20 protein-coding genes are annotated in these 20944 nt (G+C 31.7%); 10 read left to right on the top strand and 10 right to left on the bottom strand.

Going from position 1 to position 20944, the window contains the following annotated elements:
- Nucleotides 1-52: 52 nt before the first annotated feature.
- Both JK636_RS08800 and namA read left to right on the top strand, forming a co-directional pair.
- A complete protein-coding gene (locus JK636_RS08800; protein ID WP_202748454.1) occupies nt 53-1000 on the top strand; it encodes a phosphoglycerate dehydrogenase in 948 nt (315 codons plus the stop codon).
- A 20-nt stretch (nt 1001-1020) separates the two neighbouring features.
- Nucleotides 1021-2046, top strand: coding sequence for an NADPH dehydrogenase NamA (gene namA, locus JK636_RS08795; RefSeq protein ID WP_202748453.1), 1026 nt, complete (start codon nt 1021-1023; stop codon nt 2044-2046).
- Between the two features lie 44 nt (nt 2047-2090).
- Here namA and JK636_RS08790 read toward each other — a convergent pair whose 3' ends face one another.
- The 4 genes from JK636_RS08790 to JK636_RS08775 all read right to left on the bottom strand — a co-directional run bounded on the left by JK636_RS08790 (nt 2091) and on the right by JK636_RS08775 (nt 6223).
- Entirely contained in the window at nt 2091-2246 is a 156-nt protein-coding gene (locus tag JK636_RS08790; protein ID WP_202748452.1) for a hypothetical protein, read from the bottom strand.
- A gap of 87 nt (nt 2247-2333) precedes the next feature.
- Nucleotides 2334-3068: a Na-translocating system protein MpsC family protein gene (locus JK636_RS08785; protein WP_202748451.1), complete on the bottom strand. Its 735-nt coding sequence runs from the start codon at nt 3066-3068 to the stop codon at nt 2334-2336.
- A 98-nt stretch (nt 3069-3166) separates the two neighbouring features.
- Nucleotides 3167-4765, bottom strand: coding sequence for a sensor histidine kinase (locus JK636_RS08780; RefSeq protein ID WP_202748450.1), 1599 nt, complete (start codon nt 4763-4765; stop codon nt 3167-3169).
- 144 nt (nt 4766-4909) lie between these two features.
- Entirely contained in the window at nt 4910-6223 is a 1314-nt protein-coding gene (locus JK636_RS08775) for a dicarboxylate/amino acid:cation symporter (protein ID WP_202748449.1), read from the bottom strand.
- 642 nt (nt 6224-6865) lie between these two features.
- Between JK636_RS08775 and larC the strand changes: the two genes are divergently transcribed.
- The 4 genes from larC to JK636_RS08755 all read left to right on the top strand — a co-directional run bounded on the left by larC (nt 6866) and on the right by JK636_RS08755 (nt 11278).
- Nucleotides 6866-8104, top strand: a complete 1239-nt coding sequence (gene larC / locus JK636_RS08770) for a nickel pincer cofactor biosynthesis protein LarC (RefSeq protein WP_202748448.1) — start codon at nt 6866-6868, stop codon at nt 8102-8104.
- A 20-nt stretch (nt 8105-8124) separates the two neighbouring features.
- Nucleotides 8125-8871, top strand: a complete 747-nt coding sequence (gene larB / locus JK636_RS08765; protein ID WP_202748447.1) for a nickel pincer cofactor biosynthesis protein LarB — start codon at nt 8125-8127, stop codon at nt 8869-8871.
- Nucleotides 8872-8947: 76 nt separating this feature from the next.
- Nucleotides 8948-9868 (top strand): polysaccharide deacetylase family protein, encoded by a 921-nt coding sequence (locus JK636_RS08760; RefSeq protein WP_202748446.1) that lies wholly within the window; start codon nt 8948-8950, stop codon nt 9866-9868.
- A gap of 144 nt (nt 9869-10012) precedes the next feature.
- A complete protein-coding gene (locus JK636_RS08755) occupies nt 10013-11278 on the top strand; it encodes an ABC transporter substrate-binding protein (RefSeq protein ID WP_202748445.1) in 1266 nt (421 codons plus the stop codon).
- Nucleotides 11279-11320: 42 nt separating this feature from the next.
- On the opposite strand, the gene JK636_RS08750 is transcribed toward JK636_RS08755, so the two are convergent.
- Nucleotides 11321-12451: a glycosyltransferase family 4 protein gene (locus tag JK636_RS08750; RefSeq protein ID WP_202748444.1), complete on the bottom strand. Its 1131-nt coding sequence runs from the start codon at nt 12449-12451 to the stop codon at nt 11321-11323.
- A 159-nt stretch (nt 12452-12610) separates the two neighbouring features.
- Between JK636_RS08750 and JK636_RS08745 the strand changes: the two genes are divergently transcribed.
- The 3 genes from JK636_RS08745 to JK636_RS08735 are packed head-to-tail and all read left to right on the top strand — an operon-like array spanning nt 12611 to nt 15466.
- A complete protein-coding gene (locus JK636_RS08745; protein ID WP_202748443.1) occupies nt 12611-13612 on the top strand; it encodes a CotS family spore coat protein in 1002 nt (333 codons plus the stop codon).
- A gap of 43 nt (nt 13613-13655) precedes the next feature.
- Nucleotides 13656-14426: a spore coat protein gene (locus JK636_RS08740; protein WP_202748442.1), complete on the top strand. Its 771-nt coding sequence runs from the start codon at nt 13656-13658 to the stop codon at nt 14424-14426.
- A 14-nt stretch (nt 14427-14440) separates the two neighbouring features.
- A complete protein-coding gene (locus JK636_RS08735; protein ID WP_202748441.1) occupies nt 14441-15466 on the top strand; it encodes a CotS family spore coat protein in 1026 nt (341 codons plus the stop codon).
- Between the two features lie 46 nt (nt 15467-15512).
- Here JK636_RS08735 and JK636_RS08730 read toward each other — a convergent pair whose 3' ends face one another.
- Nucleotides 15513-16190, bottom strand: coding sequence for a Crp/Fnr family transcriptional regulator (locus JK636_RS08730; protein WP_202748440.1), 678 nt, complete (start codon nt 16188-16190; stop codon nt 15513-15515).
- A gap of 668 nt (nt 16191-16858) precedes the next feature.
- Between JK636_RS08730 and JK636_RS08725 the strand changes: the two genes are divergently transcribed.
- Nucleotides 16859-17608 carry an ATP-binding protein gene (locus tag JK636_RS08725; RefSeq protein ID WP_202748439.1) on the top strand — a complete coding sequence of 250 codons (750 nt, stop codon included), beginning with the start codon at nt 16859-16861 and terminating at the stop codon, nt 17606-17608.
- 66 nt (nt 17609-17674) lie between these two features.
- Here JK636_RS08725 and JK636_RS08720 read toward each other — a convergent pair whose 3' ends face one another.
- The 4 genes from JK636_RS08720 to JK636_RS08705 all read right to left on the bottom strand — a co-directional run bounded on the left by JK636_RS08720 (nt 17675) and on the right by JK636_RS08705 (nt 20862).
- On the bottom strand, nt 17675-18199 hold the full coding sequence (locus tag JK636_RS08720) for a chromate transporter (protein WP_202748438.1): 525 nt from the start codon (nt 18197-18199) through the stop codon (nt 17675-17677).
- Complete coding sequence (locus JK636_RS08715; RefSeq protein ID WP_202748437.1) at nt 18196-18756, bottom strand: chromate transporter; 561 nt, start codon at nt 18754-18756, stop codon at nt 18196-18198. The genes JK636_RS08720 and JK636_RS08715 overlap by 4 nt, the downstream gene beginning before the upstream one ends.
- A gap of 79 nt (nt 18757-18835) precedes the next feature.
- Nucleotides 18836-19573: a TIGR03915 family putative DNA repair protein gene (locus tag JK636_RS08710; protein WP_202748436.1), complete on the bottom strand. Its 738-nt coding sequence runs from the start codon at nt 19571-19573 to the stop codon at nt 18836-18838.
- A 2-nt stretch (nt 19574-19575) separates the two neighbouring features.
- Nucleotides 19576-20862 carry a putative DNA modification/repair radical SAM protein gene (locus JK636_RS08705; RefSeq protein ID WP_202748435.1) on the bottom strand — a complete coding sequence of 429 codons (1287 nt, stop codon included), beginning with the start codon at nt 20860-20862 and terminating at the stop codon, nt 19576-19578.
- Between the last annotated feature and the right edge of the window lie 82 nt (nt 20863-20944).

The raw sequence follows: 20944 nt of genomic DNA, 5'->3' as shown, positions 1-20944 counted from the left end.
ATTAACTTATGTAGATTTACTTTAAATTTATACAGTAAATGGAGGTGAATATATGGCAGTAAAAGTACTTTTTACCTATGACTATGGAAAAGAAAATATGAATAAAATAAGGGAACTTGGCTATGAAATTGATATAGCTGATGAAAGGAATATAACTTATTCAGATAAGCTTTATGATATAAAAGCTATGGTTTGCTATAATCCTTTTCAAACTTTAGATATCAGTAGAATGAAGTCTTTAAGATGGATACAATTATCAAGTATAGGAATAGATCAACTTCCAATAGACTATGTAAGAGAATCAGGAATTGTGGTTACCAACAATAGGGGAGGTTACAGCGTACCTATGGGTGAATGGGTTGTAATGAATATACTTCAAATTTTAAAAAACAGTTTTGGATTATACAAAAATCAAATGAATAAGCTTTGGAAAATGGATACAGGTGTGTTAGAGCTTTTTGGAAAAACAGTAGGCTTTATAGGTACGGGAACAATAGCTGTGGAAGCAGCAAAAAGACTTCAAGGCTTTGGAGTTAAAATTCTAGGATTAAATACATCTGGAAGAGATACAGAGTTCTTCCACAAGTGTTTTGATATAAAGGAAATAGATAATATGCTTGCACAGTGTGATATTGCAGTTGTGACAATACCAAGTACTGATGAAACTTATCATTTATTGAATGAAGATAGATTTAATGCTATGAAGCAAGGAACGGTTTTAGTTAATGTTGCAAGAGGAAATATAATTGATGAAGAAATTCTGATAAAGAATTTAAAAAACAGAAGACTAAGAGGAGCAGCACTTGATGTGTTTGAGGAAGAACCTCTAAATGAAAATAGCCCACTGTGGAATTTAGATAATATTATTATTACTCCACATAATTCATGGATCTCAGAAATGAGAAATATAAGAAGATGGAATGTTATACATGAAAATCTGAAAAGATATATTGGTGGAGAAGAACTTATAAATAAAGTCAATTTAGAAAAAGGATATTAATTAAGAAGGTGAAGGTTAAAATGTCAAAGTTATTTTCAAATTTTAAGATCAAAGATTTAGACATTAAAAACAGGGTTGTAATGGCTCCAATGTGTATGTATAGTGCTGAGGCTGACGGAAAAGCAAAGGAATGGCATTACATACATTATGCAGCTAGGGCAATAGGAGGAACAGGACTTATTATTCAAGAAGCAACAGCTGTAGAAAAAAGAGGAAGAATTTCAGATAGGGATTTAGGAATATGGGAGGATTCTCAAAAGGAAGGCTTAAAGAAAATAGTTGATGAATGCAAAAAGTATGGGGCTGTTATGGGAATACAGCTTGCTCATGCAGGGAGAAAGTGCGAAGTAAAAAGTGAAGAGATAATTGCACCAAGCTCATTAGCATTTAGTGAAGAAAGCAATACGCCAAAAGAAATGAGCATTGAAGATATAAAAGTAGCAGTTAAGGCTTTTAAGGATGGTGCTATAAGAGCTAAGGAAATAGGCTATGATATTATTGAAATTCATGGTGCGCATGGATACCTTATAAATCAATTCCTATCACCGCTTACAAATAAGAGAAAGGATGAATACGGAGGAAGCTTAGAAAATAGAGCAAGATTCCTTAAGGAAGTGACAGCAGCTGTTAGAGAAGTTTGGCCTAAGGAAAAAGCCATTATATTGAGAGTATCTGCAGAAGACTTTATTGAGGAAGGTAACCACCCTGAAGATCTTGCTGAAATAATAAATATGGTAAAAGATGAGGGAATTGATATAGTAAATGTCAGCTCAGGAGGAGTTGCTTTAGCACAAATCAGCGTTTATCCAGGCTATCAGATAAGGTATGCTGAAATAATAAAAGAAAAAACAGGCTTGCCTGTTATAGCAGGAGGACTAATAACCTCACCGCTTATGGCTGAAGAAATTCTTCAAAATGGCAGAGCAGATATGGTTTTCCTTGCAAGAGAGCTATTAAGAAATCCAAATTGGCCATTGTATGCTGCTCATGAATTAAAAGATGATATTGAGTGGCCTGAGCAGTATTTACGAGGAAAAATAAGATAAAAATATAAGAAGATAAGAATTTAAATTCTTATCTTCTTATATTCTTATATGGTTAATGGAAGGGTTAAGCCCTTAGCAATTTTATTAATTCTAATGTAATAGCTTCTACATATTTTAATTAATCCATTAATAACATTTTTAATACATTGAATCAGCATAGGAAGCATATGGCATACAAGTTCAGCATTGGTTTCTTTCATAACAAAAACTCCTTTTATAAAAAATAAAAAACCGAAATAAAGCAAAGTGCTCTATTTCGGTTTATGTTCAACTAATATAATATATGTTTAACTCATTTCCACCGTAGGTATATTTAATTGTTTATCTGGGTTCAGTATAAATAAAAATATACTTTTATCTAACTGGAAGTCCCAGGCAGTAAAAGAATCTATTATAGATTTATTTAGAATTAACTCTAGATCAATATTATTATGTAGATATGTTTTTTCCATTTCTTTTTTTACGGTTCTTAATATATCCTGATGGCCTCTTTTAACCAGTTCTTTTTCTAATCGAACCATTATACCTTCTCTTACTACTAAAATAGTTCTTGAATTAAGTTCATAGGAATTAATTTTGTCAGGAGCTCTTTGTGCATAATGGCTTAATTTAATCATTTCTGCTTCAAGACCTTCTTTTCCGTAAAAGTTTTCCGCATAAGCAACATTATCTTCAAAGCTATTATCGCATAAACAAGTAAACATGCCGGATTTATTATTAAGGGTCCAATCATAATAAAATTCTTTTATTTTATTTCCTGTTACCATTTCAATATATAGTTTTATTTCAGGTATAAATGAAGTAAAGACTTTTATTCTTAAATGATTTATTATATTTTGTTGATTTTGTTCCATAAGGACCTGCTCAATAGGAGAGAGAAAATTCCTAAAATAAACAGTTACAAAAACATTTTTTATGGATACAAATACAGATTCAGGTCCCTTGCCAAAATTGTCTCTTAATAGTTTTCCTATATAGCTGCTAATTGTCTGTTCAGGCGATTGATGTATTTTAGCATTCACACCTATCAGCTCCTTTAAAGGTATGCTTTATTTCATGCCTTCTTATTTTAGGCTAGGATAGACATAAATATGCTGGTTATTATTAGGCAGCATTTTCATTAAGAATAAATATCAGAAAACTCAATATTTACAGTTTCTATTTTATTATTTGAATCATTTATTGACCGAGTAATTACTGCATCTTCATTAGCTATTAATTTTACTGGAAGTTCAATAATAAACTCACTGCCTTTGCCATATTCGCTTTTCACAGATATTTTTCCATTATGCATTTCAATAAGAGACTTTGCAAGTGAAAGACCGATTCCACTTCCTTCAGCTTTTCTTCTTAAAGAAGAATCTACCTGTCTGAAGGTTTCAAATATCTTGTCCAACATTTCGTTAGGTATTCCTGATCCTGTATCTTTTATACTGATAATAATTATATCTTCTTTATCATACATATTTACCTGTATTTCTCCACCCGGCTCAGTAAACTTAATTGCATTTGAGAGAAGATTAAGAATAACTCTTTCAAGCTTTTCGGCATCACAGGCAATTATTTTTTCTTCCACATCAGTGTCGAATATAAGCTCTATGCCTTTACTGTTAGTATACTCAACTACAGAAAGGGTTATATCTTCTATTATTTTTACTATATCATAGTTTTTAAGCTGGAGCTTATAAAAACCTACTTCAATTCTATTTATATCAATTAAATTATTTATGAGTCTTATCAATCTGTAGCAATTTTGCTTCATAATTTTCAAATATTTCTTTAGATGAATAGGTGTGTCTAATTTTTCTAAAAGCTGAACTGAGCCGAATATTATATTAAGCGGGGTCTTCAATTCATGAGATATTGTTGAGAAAAATTGCGTTTTTAGACTATTGTATTCTAAAGCGGCTTTTAATTGCTCAGTTTTTTCTAATATACTTTTTTCTAACTGATGAATTTTTTTTCTTTCCGTTATATCCCTCACAATTGTTGTTACAAAAAGTTGGTCATCATTTTTAAAGGAAAAACCACCAGTCTCTGTATCTATTTCCGTACCATCACTAAGTATTAGCTTTTGTTCTCTAAATTCAATAGAAGTCTCACTTTGATGAAGTTTTTTTATACTTTCCATGTCTATTGGTTTATTATCAGGATGAATCTTTGCTAAAGTTCCTCCATGTTTTCCGAGAATATCAACCTTGCTTTTTCGAAGAAGTTTTGCAGCAGCCTCATTAACTAAAAAAATTTTATTATCTTTATATACAAAAATAGCATCAGGTAGATGCTCTATTAGTCTCCTATAAAGCTTTTGGCTACGAATTAATTCTTTTTGAAGAACTACTCGTGAGGTTATGTCTCTATAACTCCATACCATACGGCTTAGATTATTATCTATAATAAGAGGAGTGAAGTTTTGTTCAAATACCTTTCCGTTTTTAAAATAAATTTCATCTCTATGTTCTACTAAACTATCAATAATTGAGAGAATTCTTGGTACAAATGTTTCAGGTTCAGACAATTGATATTTAATATAATTTGCCAGCTTTAAGCCGTCTTTTTCTAATAATATTTCATTAGGAATATTCCACAACTGCCTAAAGCTATTATTAATATGAATTATCTTTAGATTATGGTCTAAGACTAATATTCCATCAGCTGTAGATTTCAAAATAACTTCTAATATGGTTTCGCTGTTCTTTAATTTGTCTTCATAACTCATTGATAGTCCCCCCGAGAATTAATTACAATTCTACAAAATATTCCAATTAATATTATACTTTGTGATTATTAATTATTCAACGTGATATATGTCGAAGTATGGATTATCAAAAAATAAATATAGCAGCCATTTGGCTGCTATATACTAAACGCTTAATTCGAGTTTATCTGCTTCTTCCTTATTAAAGGCTTCTCTATCGAATTCACCTTCGGAAGCAGCAACTAATAATGCAGTTAAGGAAGCACCTGTAACATTTGTTGCAGTTCTTGCCATATCTATTACAGTGTCTACTCCAAGAAGCATTGCTATTCCTTCAACAGGAAGCCCCATACTTGCTAAAACAACAGTAGACATAATTGAAGCTGTTCCGGGAACACCAGCAGTTCCAAAGGAAGCTACAGTGGTTACTAATATAAGTACTATATACTGATTAGGTGATAGAGGAACATTAAAAACTTTTGATACAAATATTGCTGCCATTACTGGATATAGTCCGCCGCAAGCATTCATTCCCATTGAAGCACCCATAGGAGCAACAAAGTTTGCTATCTTTTCAGAAATCTTAACTCTTTCAGTTAAACTCTTTATTGTTGCAGGTAGTGTTCCATAGCTACTTCTTGTAGTAAAGGCAACAACTTGAGCAGGATAAATAGCCTTAAAGAACTTTAATGGATTGACCTTAGCTACAAATGCAAGTATGCTTGAGTGAACTATAGCAACCTGAATTATGCAGGCTATATAAACTGCTATTATAAATTTGCCAAGAGGGAGCAGGGTTGAAAGACCATATTTAGCTGCAACAACAGCCATAAGTCCATAGACACCATATGGAGTTATCTTTAATACCATCTTGGTTATTCTAAACATTATTTGAGCAAAACCGTTAATTAAATCCTTAACAGGTTTAATAACTTCTGGCTTTTTAGTACCTTCTATAGTTATTGCTGCACCTATAAGCATTGCAAAAATAATCACAGGAATTATTTTTGCATTTGCAGCGTCAGCAACAGGGTTAGAAGGGGATAGATCTACCAATACTTTAGAGAAAGAAGGAATTTCTCTTGCTTTAAAGGAAGCATCCTTAGCAAGCGTAACTCCAGCACTTGGATCCATAACAAGACTTACTACAAGTCCAACTACACAGGCAATTGCAGTTGTAGCCACAAGCCAACCAATAGTTTTAAGACCTACTTTTCTAAGCTTGGAAGGATCATCTAAGCTAGTTATACTAGATATAATAGCAGCAGTAACTAGCGGTACAACAAGCATTTTAATTAAGTTCACATAAATTTGACCAAGCGGGTCTATTATCAATGCATCTTTTTTAAATACAGCTCCAATTACAACACCCAAAAGCATAGCAAGAAGAACTCTATTTCCAAAGCTCACCTTTTTCTTCTTTAAAAAGTATAAAGAACCAAGTAATAGTGCAGATATTAATAATACTATATATTCCATAAATATTTTCCTCCTTTTAGTCGGAAGCACTGAGCAATTAAAGATTACTCGCTCCCGCTCGCTAATTGCTCGTAAAAGCCCATTTAGGGCCTTTACCTCCTTAAAACTAAAAATTCAAATGGCTATTTGTACACTGGCGCCTTTAGTGTGCAAATAAAATAAAAAAACCTCTGCCTCCGTAAAAATTACAGAGGCAGAAGGTTACTTCCGCGGTTCCACTCTGATTAGGCAAAAAATGCCTATCTCATTCTGACACGATCATGTCATAGCCCTATAACGTGAGCTCACGTAACTGCCTACTAAACTTCGGCTTAATGCTAACAGGGGCATTTGGGCTACAATCCAGCATAAAGTTCTCTCAGCCTGGGAACTTCTCTCTGTCTGATTCATATAGCTTACTTATCCTGATCACTGCATTTAAATCATACTGTTTTACTAGGGATTATAATAGTATTATATTAGGCATTAACTAAAAATGCAACAGGTTTTTAAAAAATAATGTTTTTTATTTGTAAGGTTTTGTTAGTAATTAGAGTATATTTACCAAGTTAACTTGTTTTGATACAATGTAGAAGATAGTTGATAAAATAATGGTAACATGATAGTTATTAATATAACTCTAAAGAGGAAGGAAGAAATAACATGAAGATATTATATTATGATTGTTTTTCAGGAATAAGCGGTGATATGAACTTAGGAGCTATGATAGATTTAGGAGTTCCTAAGGATTATTTAATAAATGAACTTTCAAAGCTTAATATAACAGACTATGAGGTTGAAGTGTCAGAGGATAATAGAAAAGGAATTACAGGAACAAAGGTTAATGTAAGACTTGAAAGTGAAGAGAGAAAGCATAATCATAATCACAGTGACAATCATCATGATCATATTTATAACCATAGTGAACATAGAAATTTAAAAGATATAGAAAACATAATAAACACAAGTTTACTAAGCGAAGAGGTAAAAGCTCTGAGTAAAAAAATTTTCTTGAAGGTTGCACAAGCAGAGGCAAAGATTCATGGCAAAAGCCTCATGGAGGTACATTTTCATGAGGTTGGAGCAGTAGATTCTATAATTGATATTATTGGAGCAGCTATATGTCTTGATTATTTGAAAGTAGATAAAGTCATGTCCGCTTCTGTAGAACTTGGAGGAGGCTTTGTAAAATGTGCCCATGGAGTATTTCCTGTACCAGCCCCTGCAACAGCAGAGATATTAAAAGGAGTACCAGTAAAGCTTGGTGCGGTACAGGTTGAAACTACCACTCCAACAGGAGCTGCAATTTTAGCTGCAACAGTAGAAGAATTTACTGATAAAAAAGAATTCGTAATAAATAAGGTTTCCTATGGAATAGGTCACAGAGATACTGAGATACCTAATGTACTTAGAGTTTATTTGGGAGAAATCTTGGAAGATAACTTAAACAAAACTTTCGAAGAAGCTTATATAATTGAATGCAATATAGATGATATGAATCCTGAAACTTATGAATATGTAATGGAAAAGCTTTTTGCTATAGGGGCGATGGATGTATATTTAACTCCAATAATTATGAAAAAAGGAAGACCAGCCGTGAAATTAAGTGTTCTGTGTTCTATAAGTTTAGAGGAGAGAATTACTGAGCTGATATTAAGAGAGACTACTACTTTAGGAATTAGAAAATATAAAACTGAAAAAACTATGTTAAAAAGAGAGTTTTATAAAGTTAAAACAAAGTATGGTGATATAACAATAAAAAGCTCTCTGCTTAATGGAGAAAAGATTAAAGAAAAACCGGAATATGAAGAATGTAAGGCTATTGCCCGAGCTAATAATATACCATTAAATTTAGTTTATGAGGAAGCGCTTAGAGCAATAAGCATGATGAATGAAAGATAATAACAAGGGGCGGTGAAATAATGACTGATAAGGAAATAGAAGAGTTTTTACTAAATATAAAAAGTGGGAAAACTAGTGTTGAAGAAGCTGCTGATAGGCTTAAAGATTTAACTTTTAAAGAACTTGGATATGCAAAGATTGATAATAATAGAGAGGCAAGAGTAGGATACCCGGAAGTTATATATTGTGCTGGAAAAACAGTTGATCAGGTTAAAGGTATAGTGGAATTTATGCTGACTAAAAATAATAATATACTTGGTACTAGAGTAACTGAGGAAATGTATGAGGCTGTTAATAGCATATGTCCTGACGCAGTTTACAATAGATTGGCTAAAACTATTACTATAAGCAAAAAAGAGGTAAATAAGCCTGATACATATATTGCAGTAGTTACAGCAGGAACTTCAGATATACCTGTTGCTGAAGAAGCCTCGGTTACAGCAGAACTGCTTGGCAATAAGGTTGAGAGAGTATTCGACGTGGGGGTAGCAGGAATACATAGGTTATTTAATAGGTTAGATGTTATTAAAGGTGCCAGGGTTGTTATAGTTATAGCCGGCATGGAAGGAGCACTTGCAAGTGTAGTTGGGGGACTTGTAGATAAGCCAGTGATAGCAGTACCAACAAGCGTGGGATATGGTGCTAATTTTGGAGGACTTTCAGCACTTTTATGCATGTTAAATAGCTGCGCAAGCGGAATAAGCGTAGTAAATATTGACAATGGCTTTGGGGCAGGTTATTTAGCCAGTATGATTAACAGACTGTAGAATATTCTACAGTCTTTTTAAGAATAATAACATTACGGATTATATTTTAAGTTGTATTAATAGGGGGCTAGAAAATATGAAGAAAAATATTTTAACACAATTTATAGGAATAAGCATATTGGTTATTGTGGTTATAATTGGTACAGGCTGTAATAATAACCAAAAATCTAATAATGCTCGGGTATTGTTATCTAATAGCTCTGCTATAGAGAATCAAGAAGTTAAAGGGGAAGTAGATAATGATTTGCTGCTTTCAGAGCAAAAAGAGCAGTATGAAAGCAATAAGATATTCCATAAGTCTAAACAAAAACAAGAAAAGAGCTTAAAGGTTTATAAAGAAAAGGGCATACCAGTTTTGATGTATCATTCTATAGGCTTTGAACCTAAAAATGATTTAAAGGTTTCAAAGGAAAAATTTGAAGTACAAATGAAATATTTAAAAGATAATGGCTATACGACTCTCACAATGGAGGAACTTTATAAAGCACTTAACTATGCAGAAGAAATTCCAGAAAAACCAGTAGTACTGTCCTTTGATGATGGATATAGAGATAATTATACTGAAGCTTATCCAGCATTAAAAAGATACGATTTGAAGGGAACAATATTTGTTATTACAGATCTTATTGATAAGAGCTCAGCATACTTAAACAGCAGCCAAATAAAAGAGATGAGCGATTATGGAATAAGTATAGAGAGTCATACAGTTTATCATGAAGAGCTTAATTTATTATCCTATGATAGGCAGTTTAAAACTTTAAACAGATCTAAAAAAGATTTAGAAGGAATTACAAATAAAGAGATTATAGCTGTTGCTTATCCAGTAGGGAAGTATAATGAAAAAGCTATTAAGGCTGTTTCAGAAGCTGGTTATAAAATGGCTTTTACCACTAAATACGGATTTGCAAAGAAAAACAGCGGTATATTTACATTATCAAGAATTAGAATAAACGGCTCCGATAGTATGGAGACTTTTAAGGCAAAACTTGGAGCATAACATAATAATATGGAAAATTATTAATAATATGATATACTAATAGAAGTGTCTAATGAAATAAAAACCCTAAGTTGATTTTAATAGCAGTCTGCAGCTTACTTAAATAAATTCAGGCTGTTGTGTGCTCGAAAGAGAGGGGAAAGTATGAAATTTAAAAAAGCAGCTGTAATATTATTAAGTTTGCTTTTGATTTTTACAGCAGGCTGCAAAAAAAGAAATGTTGTAGAAAATAAAACTGTAGATGATTTAGAAGGCAAAATTACGGTTTGGACAACTAAAGAAAGCAGTAGCTACATAAAGAATTCTATAAATAATTATAAAAAATTACATGAAAAAGTAAATATTGAAATTACAGAGATGAATGAAGAGGATATAGAAAGTAAACTTGGAGCTGAATCAGAAGGGAAGGTTAATTTACCTGATGTTATTTGTGTAGAGGATGAAAATGCTCAAGCATTGTTAAAAAAGTTTTCAGCTTTTTTCGAAAATACTAGTGATGATATTAAGAAAGACAATTATCTTAAATATAAAATTGATAATTTAACTTATCAAAACAATTTATATGGAATTCCATTAAATTCAAAGCCAGCTGTAATGGTTTATAGAACGGATATTCTTGAAACAGCAAAGATTAATCCGGAATATATAAAGACCTGGGAAGATTTTATTGAAGCGGGAAAAATATTAATTAATAGCGGCAGACAAATAGCGGCACTTCCCCTAGAAGATGAAAAAACCTATAGAATCTACTTAAATGAACTTGGAGGATCTTACTTTGATAAGGAAGGTAAGGTTTCTGTAAATTCACAAAAATGCATTAGAGCTTTAGAAATACTAAAAAGGATGTACAGTTCACAGGTTCTTCAGAATGTAAAAAATAATGAGGAAGCCATAGGTCTATTAAAACAAGGGAAAACGGCAGCAGCGGTCGTATCTTCAGAAGAAGTTAAAAATGTACTTGAAAAATCACCTGAGCTTAATGGAAAGCTTAGGCTTATGAAACTTCCAGCCTTTGAAGAAGGTGGAAATCAATCAGTAAGTCTTGATGGATCAAATTTAATTATTATAGGTTCAACTAAAAATAAAAAAACAGTTATAGATTTTACAAAGTATACAGCTGAAAATAAAGAAAATATATCAATGTTAATGAAGGAAACAGGAATGTTTCCAGCTTATACATATAATTATGATGAAAAATGGTTTAATGAGAAAGATGTTTTTTTTCAGGAACAAAAACCTTATTTTCTTTACTCCAATATTGCAAAGGACATAAATGACTTTAATTATAATGAGTCTTTTAACAAAATAGCAGACTCTATTAAAGACACTTATTCTGCGGTAGTAATAAAAGGTCAGGATATAAAAATTACATTGGATGATCTCCAAAAAAGAATAGAGAACGTTAAATAAAAATACCTCTCAATACTAGCAATCAAGTATTGAGAGGTATTTTTATAATATTTCTTGAAATTCATAAACCTTTTTATAGACTTCTAAAGTATTTTTGCTTGTTTTTTCCCAGGAGAAGTTTTTAGCACGTTCAAGACCCTTTATACTGTAATAAGTCTTAAGTTTATCATCATTTAAAAGCTTAATAAGTGATTCCATAAGTTCAGTCTCATCATATGGATTTATTAATAATCCGGCATCTCCCACAACTTCAGGAATAGAGGTTATATTTGAAGTTATTACCGGAGTTCCACAGTTCATTGCTTCAAGTGGTGGAAGGCCAAAGCCTTCATAAAGAGAAGGATAGACAAAGGCTTCAGAAGCGTTATACAATATTGGCAAATGTTCTTCAGGAGCATATCCGGTAAATTTTATTTTTGAAGAGAGTTCCAGATTGCCTGAAAACTCACTCAAATATTGACCCTGGTCTCGTGTTGCTCCAACTATTACTAAATCATAATTCTTGTCTAATTTTTTATATATTTTAGAAAATGCTGTTATTAGAGCTTTTACATTTTTTCTGGGACTAAAGCCGCCTATATAAAGAATAAATGGATTGTTTATGCCATATATATATGCTATTAGATTTTTACATTTTTCTTTATCTAAAGGTTTATATTTATCGTCAGCAGCTAGGGGTGTTACAAAGACTTTATCTTCATCTATAGGAAAGAACTTCAGAATATCTTGCTTAGAACGCTCAGAGACAGTTATTAATGCATTGCATTCTTCAATAACTTTTGGAACATCTTTAAGAAATTTCAGTAGGTAGCCTCGCCCCACTGTTTCGGGCATTACATAGGGTATTAAGTCATGAATAGTAGCAATTTTTTTACAGTCAATATTATCATTCATACCAATGCCATTTTGAGGAACATGGAAAATATCTATATTATTATTTCTTAGATTTTCAGGAAAATAATTTTGCTCAAAAAACCTATGATATTTCTTCGAAGCCATCAAAATCTTACTATTTTCTTTCTGAAATTCTTCATATTTGTCACCGGACCAATATATATGGTAATAATTTTCACTATCTGACTTTAATAAGTATTTAAGTACTTTATCTGTATAAGTGCCAATTCCAGTACCTCTATACCAATTGATACCTCGAGCATCAATTGCAATTCTCATCAAATCCTCTCCCCTAAATTGATAAAATGGCGATATATATTATTAATATTACTTTAACGTGTAAAATGTTCCATAGTTAAATAAACAATTCCTTATAATCACACACTTAGTAAGGCTCTCATATACTAAAATTAGAGTAATATTTTGGAGGCACTCTTCTTGGATATAGCTGAACTTAAGCAAATAATTGAGAATAATTATAGACTAGATATTATAGAGCTCGAAAAAATTAAAAATGTTTACAGAGTTAAAACAAAGGGTGAAGACTATTGCCTTAAGATGATTAAATATGATTTTTCACACTTTTTCTTTATAATAAGTGCAATTAAGCACTTGCAGGAAAAGGGGTTTAATAAGATACCTGAAATAATCAGAAGAAATGACGGAGTGGATTATATAGGCATAGACAACTGTAATGCATATCTAACAAAATGGATTAATGCAAGAGAATCAAATTATGATAATCCTTTAGACGTATCTAAAGCAGCAATTAAGCTTGCTGAGCTTCATAACAAAAGCGAGGGATTTAGAGTAACAGATAAGATGAGGCCAAGAAATTACTGGTACAAATGGTTTAAAAACTTTAGTACAAGAAAAGATGAGATTTTAGACTTTAAAAGAAGAATTTATGAAAAAGAGAAAAAAAGCGAGTTTGATTATATATTTTTGTCAGTTATGGAAGGTGAGCTTGCCAGAGCAGAAAAAGCTATAGATAACCTTATAAAGAGTGATTATATTGATAAGGTTAATGAGTATATTGTAAAGGCCGGTTTTTGTCATCACGATTATGCTCATCATAATGTTTTAGTGGAGGAGAATGGAGATATTAATATAATTGATTTTGACTACTGTATTTTAGATATTAATCTTCATGATTTAGCTAGCCTTCTTATAAGAAGGATGAAAAATGGAAAGTGGGACTTATATAATGCAGAATTCATACTGGACAGCTATAGCAAAGTTAGAAGCATAGAAAATAGGGATATACCTATAATGGCAGCTTTCATGGAGTTTCCTCAGGATTATTGGCAGGTTGGAATACAATACTATTGGGAGGAGCAGCCTTGGGGTGAAGAGTTTTTTATAAAGAAGCTAAAGAAAATAAATGAGGACAGTGAGGAAAAACAGGAATTTATAGAGGATTTCAGAGTTTTAAAATAGATATATTGTATTAAAAAGATAAACATAGATAGAGGTGTTGAGTTTGATTAGTGATGAGGTATACAAGTCCTTTGTAGAATATTTAAATTCTAAAGACATAAAGGTTTTAGAAAAATTAGATAATGAAGACTTAATTAATGAAGGCATTATTAGTGAGGACATGGTTGAAATGCAGCTTTATGCATTAAGTAAATTTCATAAAAAAATAATGGGTTATAAAGGTTATATGGGAAAAAGACTAGATAATAAGACTGGAAGCACTGTAGAACAATATAAAGTTAATGTAAAGAGATTGAAAAGATATCTCAAAAATATACGTTTAAATTCTGCCAGCGGTGATTTTGAAAGAATGCTTCTTAAGGTAGGCTTTGATTATCTGCAAAGAGCAGAAAATTGTATAACAAAAATTTATGAATCAGGTTTTATGAGTATCATTGAAAGAAGTATGAAAAAAACTGAGATATGCATTGGAAATCCAGACTTTAATAATGTAAGAAGAATAGGAGATGAATTAGTACTAATAAGCATTGATAAATGCTGTTATAACAATCTAGAAATGGATTGCTTTAATCTATTGTGCAAGTACATTAGAAAAGGAATTAAGCTGGACTATAAAAAGCTTGTAGAAAGGTTTTGTGAATTTGAAAATTTGGATAAAAACAGTTATGACTTTATCTTAGCTTTACTATCATATCCTTATGCTTTTATGAAATGCTGTAATAGATATAGAGAGAGAAGCAAGGAGTGGAGTGAAGAGGAGTATAAGGATAGATTGGAAAAAGCTATATTAAAGGATGGAGAGCCCCTGTGGTAGGAGGAGGTGAGTAAATGCTTGATGGAAGATACAGGGATAGAAAGTATTTGTCAAAATATGACCTTTCAATTGATTTATTTGATAGATTTGAATTAAAGGTAAGTGATGTGTTCCCTATAAGAAATGTATTTGTATTATCTACTGATAAAGGAGATAAAGTTTTAAAGAGAATTGACTATTCTTTAGAAGATTTAGAATTTGTAAATACTGCGATAACGTATATTAGCAATCACTTTGATAGAGTACTGCAGTTAATAGAAACAAAAGACAAAAAAGTTTATACTGAATGGAAAAATGATATTTATTGTATTATGGACTTAGTGCCTGGAAGGGAATGTGATTTTGATAATCCTATAGACTTGTGCATAGCTTCTAAAGGATTAAGTCAGCTTCATAAAGCTTCACTCGGGTTTAAGCCAGATAACCCTAAAAAGTATACAGCAGGTAAAAGCATTGAAAGCTATAATAGAAGGATTAAAGAAATGGGTATATTTAGAAGTATAGCAAATATGCATGAATATAAAAGTGAATTTGATAAAATATTTTTGAAAAATATTGATACACATTTAGAGGATATGAAAAGAAGTGTAAAAATATTAGAGGATTCAGAAATACTAGAGTTGTGTAAGGAAAAAGATAAGGTAGTGATATGTCACAATGATCTGGCATATCACAATATATTAATAAATAATGATGAAGCTTATTTTATAGATTTTGATTTTGCTATAGTCGATTTAAAGGTTCACGATTTATGTAACTTTATAAACAAGGCAATAAAAAATACTGCATTCGATATAGATAAGGCAAAAGCTATCCTATCCGATTACTGTAAAAATAATCCTTTAGATGAAAGAGAGTTAAAGGTACTTTATGGAATGCTTACTTTTCCAGAAGACTTTTACAGCATATCAAGAGATTATTATACTAGAAGAAAAGATTGGGAAGAGGAAGTTTTTCTCGACAGGCTGATTAAAAAGGTATCCTTTAAGGAAGATAGAGAAGAATTTTTAGAAAGCTTTGAAAAAAACATATTATGGTAGATGTTAAAAAGTTCTAAGACCAAGAAGGCTTAGAACTTTTTACATTTTATATCAGTTCCTTAAGTGAATCTAAATCTTTGATGATTATATCTTTATCATATTCAATAATGCCTTCTTCTTTAAGTTTAATAAGCTCTCTTGAAAGAGAAGGACGCTGAACGCCAATTTTGTCTGCCCAATCCTTTTTCGTCATATTAAGCTTTATTTTCAGTGAATTTTGTTCCTTATGTTGAGCAAAAAGATATTCGCATATTTTTTGCCTTATTGTCTTAAGAGTAACTTCTTTAAGCTTCAAATTAAGAATCAAAGCTTTATTGGATATAATCCTTAAATACTCTAGGAGAAAACCTTTATTGCTTTGGCAAAGACTTAATACCGCATCTTTTTGTATATGAAGTACTGCAACCTTGCTTTTAGCAAGGACATTAATTGGAGAAGTATTTTTATCAGCAAAAATAAGCATCTCGCCAAAAATATCTCCTTTAGTAAACTCAGCTATAGATAAGACTTTTCCGGAGGCATCCATCTTTTGTACCTCTAAAGTACCTTCTAAAATTAAATTTAAAGTACTGCAGGTATCATCTTCAGCTAAAATTAAATCACCCTTGCTGTACTTTTCTATTTTATATGGAATTCTGCTGAATAGAGAAATAAGAGCTTCCTGACTGAAAGACTTAAATAAATTTGTATTAGTTATTATACTTAAATAGTTTACTATACTCATAAATAGAACCACCTTTAATAATTTTGCAAACTAAAATGGCCGCAGGCTGTGGCATAAAGACCTTAGAGCCTTGCGTAGAAAATAATATTTTACTTTATGATAACTTTGCGTATCTTCTAAGACTTGCAATGCTGAAAACATAGACAAAATTATCAATCAAATTGAAATATTATTTTCTACACCTGCTCTTGGTCTTTATACCCAGCCTATGTATCTTATACGCAATTATAATTATATATCTATACGACTTGCTCAATGATTGTTTTTATAATTAAAACTTTTGTCTTTGTTAAAAGATAGTAATGACATTTTTATCATTCACCTATTTAAATATAAACCTATAAAAATATTTAAATATTTACTTGAGCCATGCGGGTTTGCACTAGATTTGCTTTCTACAATATCAAAGAACATACTTATATTAACAATATTATTAGAACTTTTGCATTGTATATAATTAACTAGATAACAACAAAAATATTACAGACTTTAAAGCAAAGCCTGCGATAATTTTAGTTCGTCCTCTACATGTTTTTTCACTTAACTATATTATAGTAGAATTAATGAAGGACAAGCAATACATTTGTAACACAGGTTACCGACTTTTTATTATAAATAATTTAAAATAAGATTAAGATTAAATAGTATATTTATTTGGAGGAATTAAGATGGCTGTTAGAAAAATTGTTAGTATAGATGAAAGTAAATGTAATGGATGCGGATTGTGTATTCCTAACTGTGCTGAAGGAGCTCTAGCTATAATAGATGGAAAAGCAAAGCTTGTAAAAGACTTATATTGTGATGGATTAGGTGCTTGCCTTGGACATTGCCCTCAAGATGCAATAACAATTACTGAAAGAGAAGCGGTTGATTTTGATCAAGAGGCTGTTGAGAAAATGTTAAAAGAAAAAAATATCGGGGAAAAGCATGTTGAACATAAAGAAACTCATGAGCATATGCATGAGGGAGGATGTCCTGGGAGCAGAATGAGAATGATGCAAAGAAGAGAAGTAGAAGATGATGTGAATATCAAGCAGACTTCAAAGCTTAGACAGTGGCCAGTTCAGCTTCAGCTTGTTCCAGCATCAGCTCCATATTTTAAAAATGCTGATCTTCTTGTTACCGCTGATTGTGTTCCTTTTGCTTATGCAAATTATCATAATGATTTTCTAAAGGGGAAAGTAGTTGTTGTAGGGTGCCCAAAGCTCGATGATACACGGTACTATGCTGAAAAGCTGGGGGATATAATTAAATCAAATGATTTAGAGAGTATAACTGTTTTAAGAATGGAAGTACCTTGCTGCAGCGGTATAGCACAGGCAGCTAAGATAGGAAGAGATAATTCAGGTATTAACATCCCTATAAAGGTTGTAACTATAAGTATTGAAGGTGAAGTTATAAAAAGAGAATACATTTAAAGCATAAAAAAGGCTGCAGAGATAGTATTCTGCGGCCTTTTAAAAAATAACAAATTTGTATATACGTTATTTATAGAATAATATTCCCAGTACTCCTGCTGCTATAGTCATGAGGATCGGGTCTGCCTTGTATTTATATGATGCAAACAAAGCTATAGCAAAGATAATAAAGCTTTTATAATCTATAAAAGAACCAGAGGATACTAGTATAGGTGCAGCGGCTATTAATCCAACGGTAGCAGGGATAAGACCTGTAAAAGCATACTTTACATACTTATTATCTTTAAACATAAGAAAAAATTTTGTGAATGTAAGCATTATAATAAATGTGGGAAGAACAACTCCTAAGGTAGCTATAATGCTTCCAGTGAAGCCGCCAACCTTGTAGCCTACATAAGAAGCTCCATTTATTGCTATGGGGCCTGGAGTAGCTTGAGATACAGCAACTAAATCGGTAAATTCACTAGGAGTAAGCCAGCCAGTTCCGGCTACTACTTCTTGTCTTATAAGCGGCAGAATAGCATTTCCGCCTCCAAAGCTGAATAGGCCTATTTTTAAGAAGATGAATAAAACCTGCAAATTTATATTCATTTAGTTGCCCCCTTTACTTGGGCTCTTTCTTTATAAATGCCATAGATAAGTCCACCTAAAGCTGAGATAATAATTATATATATTGGATTCATGTTTAGAACTACTATTAGAAATACTGTTAATATAGGTATGTAAATAGTTTTTTTTGTAATATTTGAGCTTTTCCCTATTCTTAAAACAGGAACTGCTATAAGTGCTACTATAGCTGGTCTAATGCCAAGAAATACTCTTTGTATAATCGCATTGTCCTTAAAACCCATATAGGTGGCAGCATAGACTACCATAACTATAAAGGCTGTCAACACTGATCCAAGTACTGCTAGGATGCTTCCCCATATTCCTGCAAGCTTATAGCCAACAAAGACCGCAGTATCTACTGCTATTGGCCCTGGTGCTGACTGTCCTAGAGCTAAAAGTTCAATAAAGTCTTTTCTATCAATCCAGCCTCTTTTATCCACAACTTCTTTTTCTATAAGAGGTATCATGGCATAGCCTCCACCTATAGTAAAAGTTCCGATTTTAAAAAATACTATAAATATTTCCCAGAGCTTCTTCAAAGCTATCACCTCGTAAATCTTAAAAAATTACTGCTTTAATTATTATAGCAAAGTTACATAATATGTCCAATCTTCAAACTTAAATTTCAGTTAAGTGCTTCCAATATCTAGAGGGCATCATTCTTTTTTGAAGTTTTGGATTTAGCCTGTTATCAATAGCAATAGCTTTAAAGAAGTCTTTCCAAAGCTCTTCATACGGACCACTGTCTTCAGAACAGAAGAATTCTTCTCCATTTTCTTTGCTGAAAGAAGTTATGGCCCATTCTTTTTTATTATAAAATAAAGCAAGTCCTCTCTTTAAGTCATGGATAATCCAATTTTCATTTTGGAGCCTTGAAGCAAAATGGGGAGCCATAAGACTTAATATATTATGATCAGGCTCTATGGGGGAATAGTAAATATTGTTTATGCATTTAAAGCGTACAAAGCCTATCATTCTGTGGGTTTCATTGGTAACTTTTCTGATTATTTTATGAATGTTTAAAACTGAGTCGTTGTATAAATGCAAATCAATCTCTTTTCCAAGCTGAAATCCAAGTTTTACATAGCTAAAAATCATAGTACTGCTTCCATCAATGTCAGATAAAAAGGCATAGTATATATTTTTTAAAGCAGCAGCAGAAATTTTTGTTTTAATAGCACTATAAACCTTCGAGCTTTTTTCTATATCAGTTTCGATATTTATTGGCACCTTTAAAAGTGAAGGCTGAAACTGCCAGTCAGGTATTATTTCCTCAGGCTTAATTTTGCTATAATAGGCTTCATATATTGAGGTTAAAAGCCCTTCAAAAGTTCCATCAAAGACATAGCAAATCATATTTATAATTCTCCTGTTATACTTGTAAATGAATCTTTAGCAAAAAAGGTTATCTGTTCAAATCTAGGGTTATCAATATAGTTTAAATCTACTTTTGGACTAAGCCTCTTTTTTATAAAGTCCTCTTTAAAAACAATATCACCGTAGTATTTTCCTTTGCAGGTAATAAAATATTGAGCTCTTTTTAACACAATTCCAAGTTTTTTTAAATCCTCAAAGTTTAGTAAATGAACTTTTCTTGCGGCCATTATTTTCTGAACAGATCTTACTCCAACACCAGGAACTCTTAGAAGCATTTTTCTAGGAGCAGAATTTATTTCTACAGGAAACTGATAAATATTTTTTATTGCCCAATCTGTTTTCGGATCAAAGTTTATATCAAGATTTGGATTTTTTTCATTTAAAAGCTCAGAAGCGGAAAAACCATAAAATCTTAAAAGCCAATCAGCCTGATACAGTCTATGTTCACGAAGCATCGGAGGATTTATTATGCTTGGGAGCTTAGGATTGTTACTTACTGGAACATAAGCTGAATAATAAACTCTCTTTAAATTAAAATTGTTGTATAAATTCTCAGAAAGCTTCATTATCTTATAATCACTATCTTTTGTAGCACCAATAATAAGCTGGGTGCTTTGTCCTGCTGGAACAAAAGAAGGTACCTTTTTATAAAGCAATTTTTCTTCTTTGTTAGCAGTTATTTGAGAGTCAATATAAGACATTGGTTTTAAAATTAAATCTGAATTTTTTTGCGGAGCCAAAAGCTTAAGACTTTCTTTTGAAGGAAGTTCAATATTTACGCTCATTCTATCTACAAGTTCTCCAGCTTTTCTAATTAAGGTGCTGTCTGCTCCGGGAATAGCTTTAATATGTATATAGCCGTTAAAATTATAATTATTTCTAAGAAGAGTAACGGTTTTTAAAAGCAGCTCCATTGTATAGTTAGCATTTTTGAAAACCGCCGAGCTTAAAAACAAACCTTCGATATAATTTCTCTTATAAAAGTTTATTGTTAAATCAGCAACTTCTTCTGGTGTAAATGCAGCTCTGGGTACATCATTTGAACTTCTATTTACACAGTACACGCAGTCGTAAACGCAATAATTTGTGAGTAGTATTTTAAGTAGAGAAATACATCTTCCATCTGCAGCAAAACTATGGCATATTCCGCTTTCACTTGCATTACCTATACCGGAAGGCGTATTTTTTCTAGTGCTTCCGCTAGAGGAACAGGAAACATCATATTTTGCTGCTCCAGATAATATTTTTAATTTTTCATGTATGTCCATAATATTTCTCCTTTGTCAAAAGTTGATATCTTATATTTATTATATCAAACGTATGTTCGATGGTAAATATGTTTAGAAATAA

It is taken from the genome of Clostridium rhizosphaerae, assembly GCF_016765585.1.
Taxonomy (GTDB): Bacteria; Bacillota; Clostridia; order Clostridiales; family Clostridiaceae; genus Clostridium_AT; species Clostridium_AT rhizosphaerae.
The sequence above is the reverse complement of the archived record's forward strand: the minus strand, read 5'-3'. Positions and strand labels throughout refer to the sequence as shown.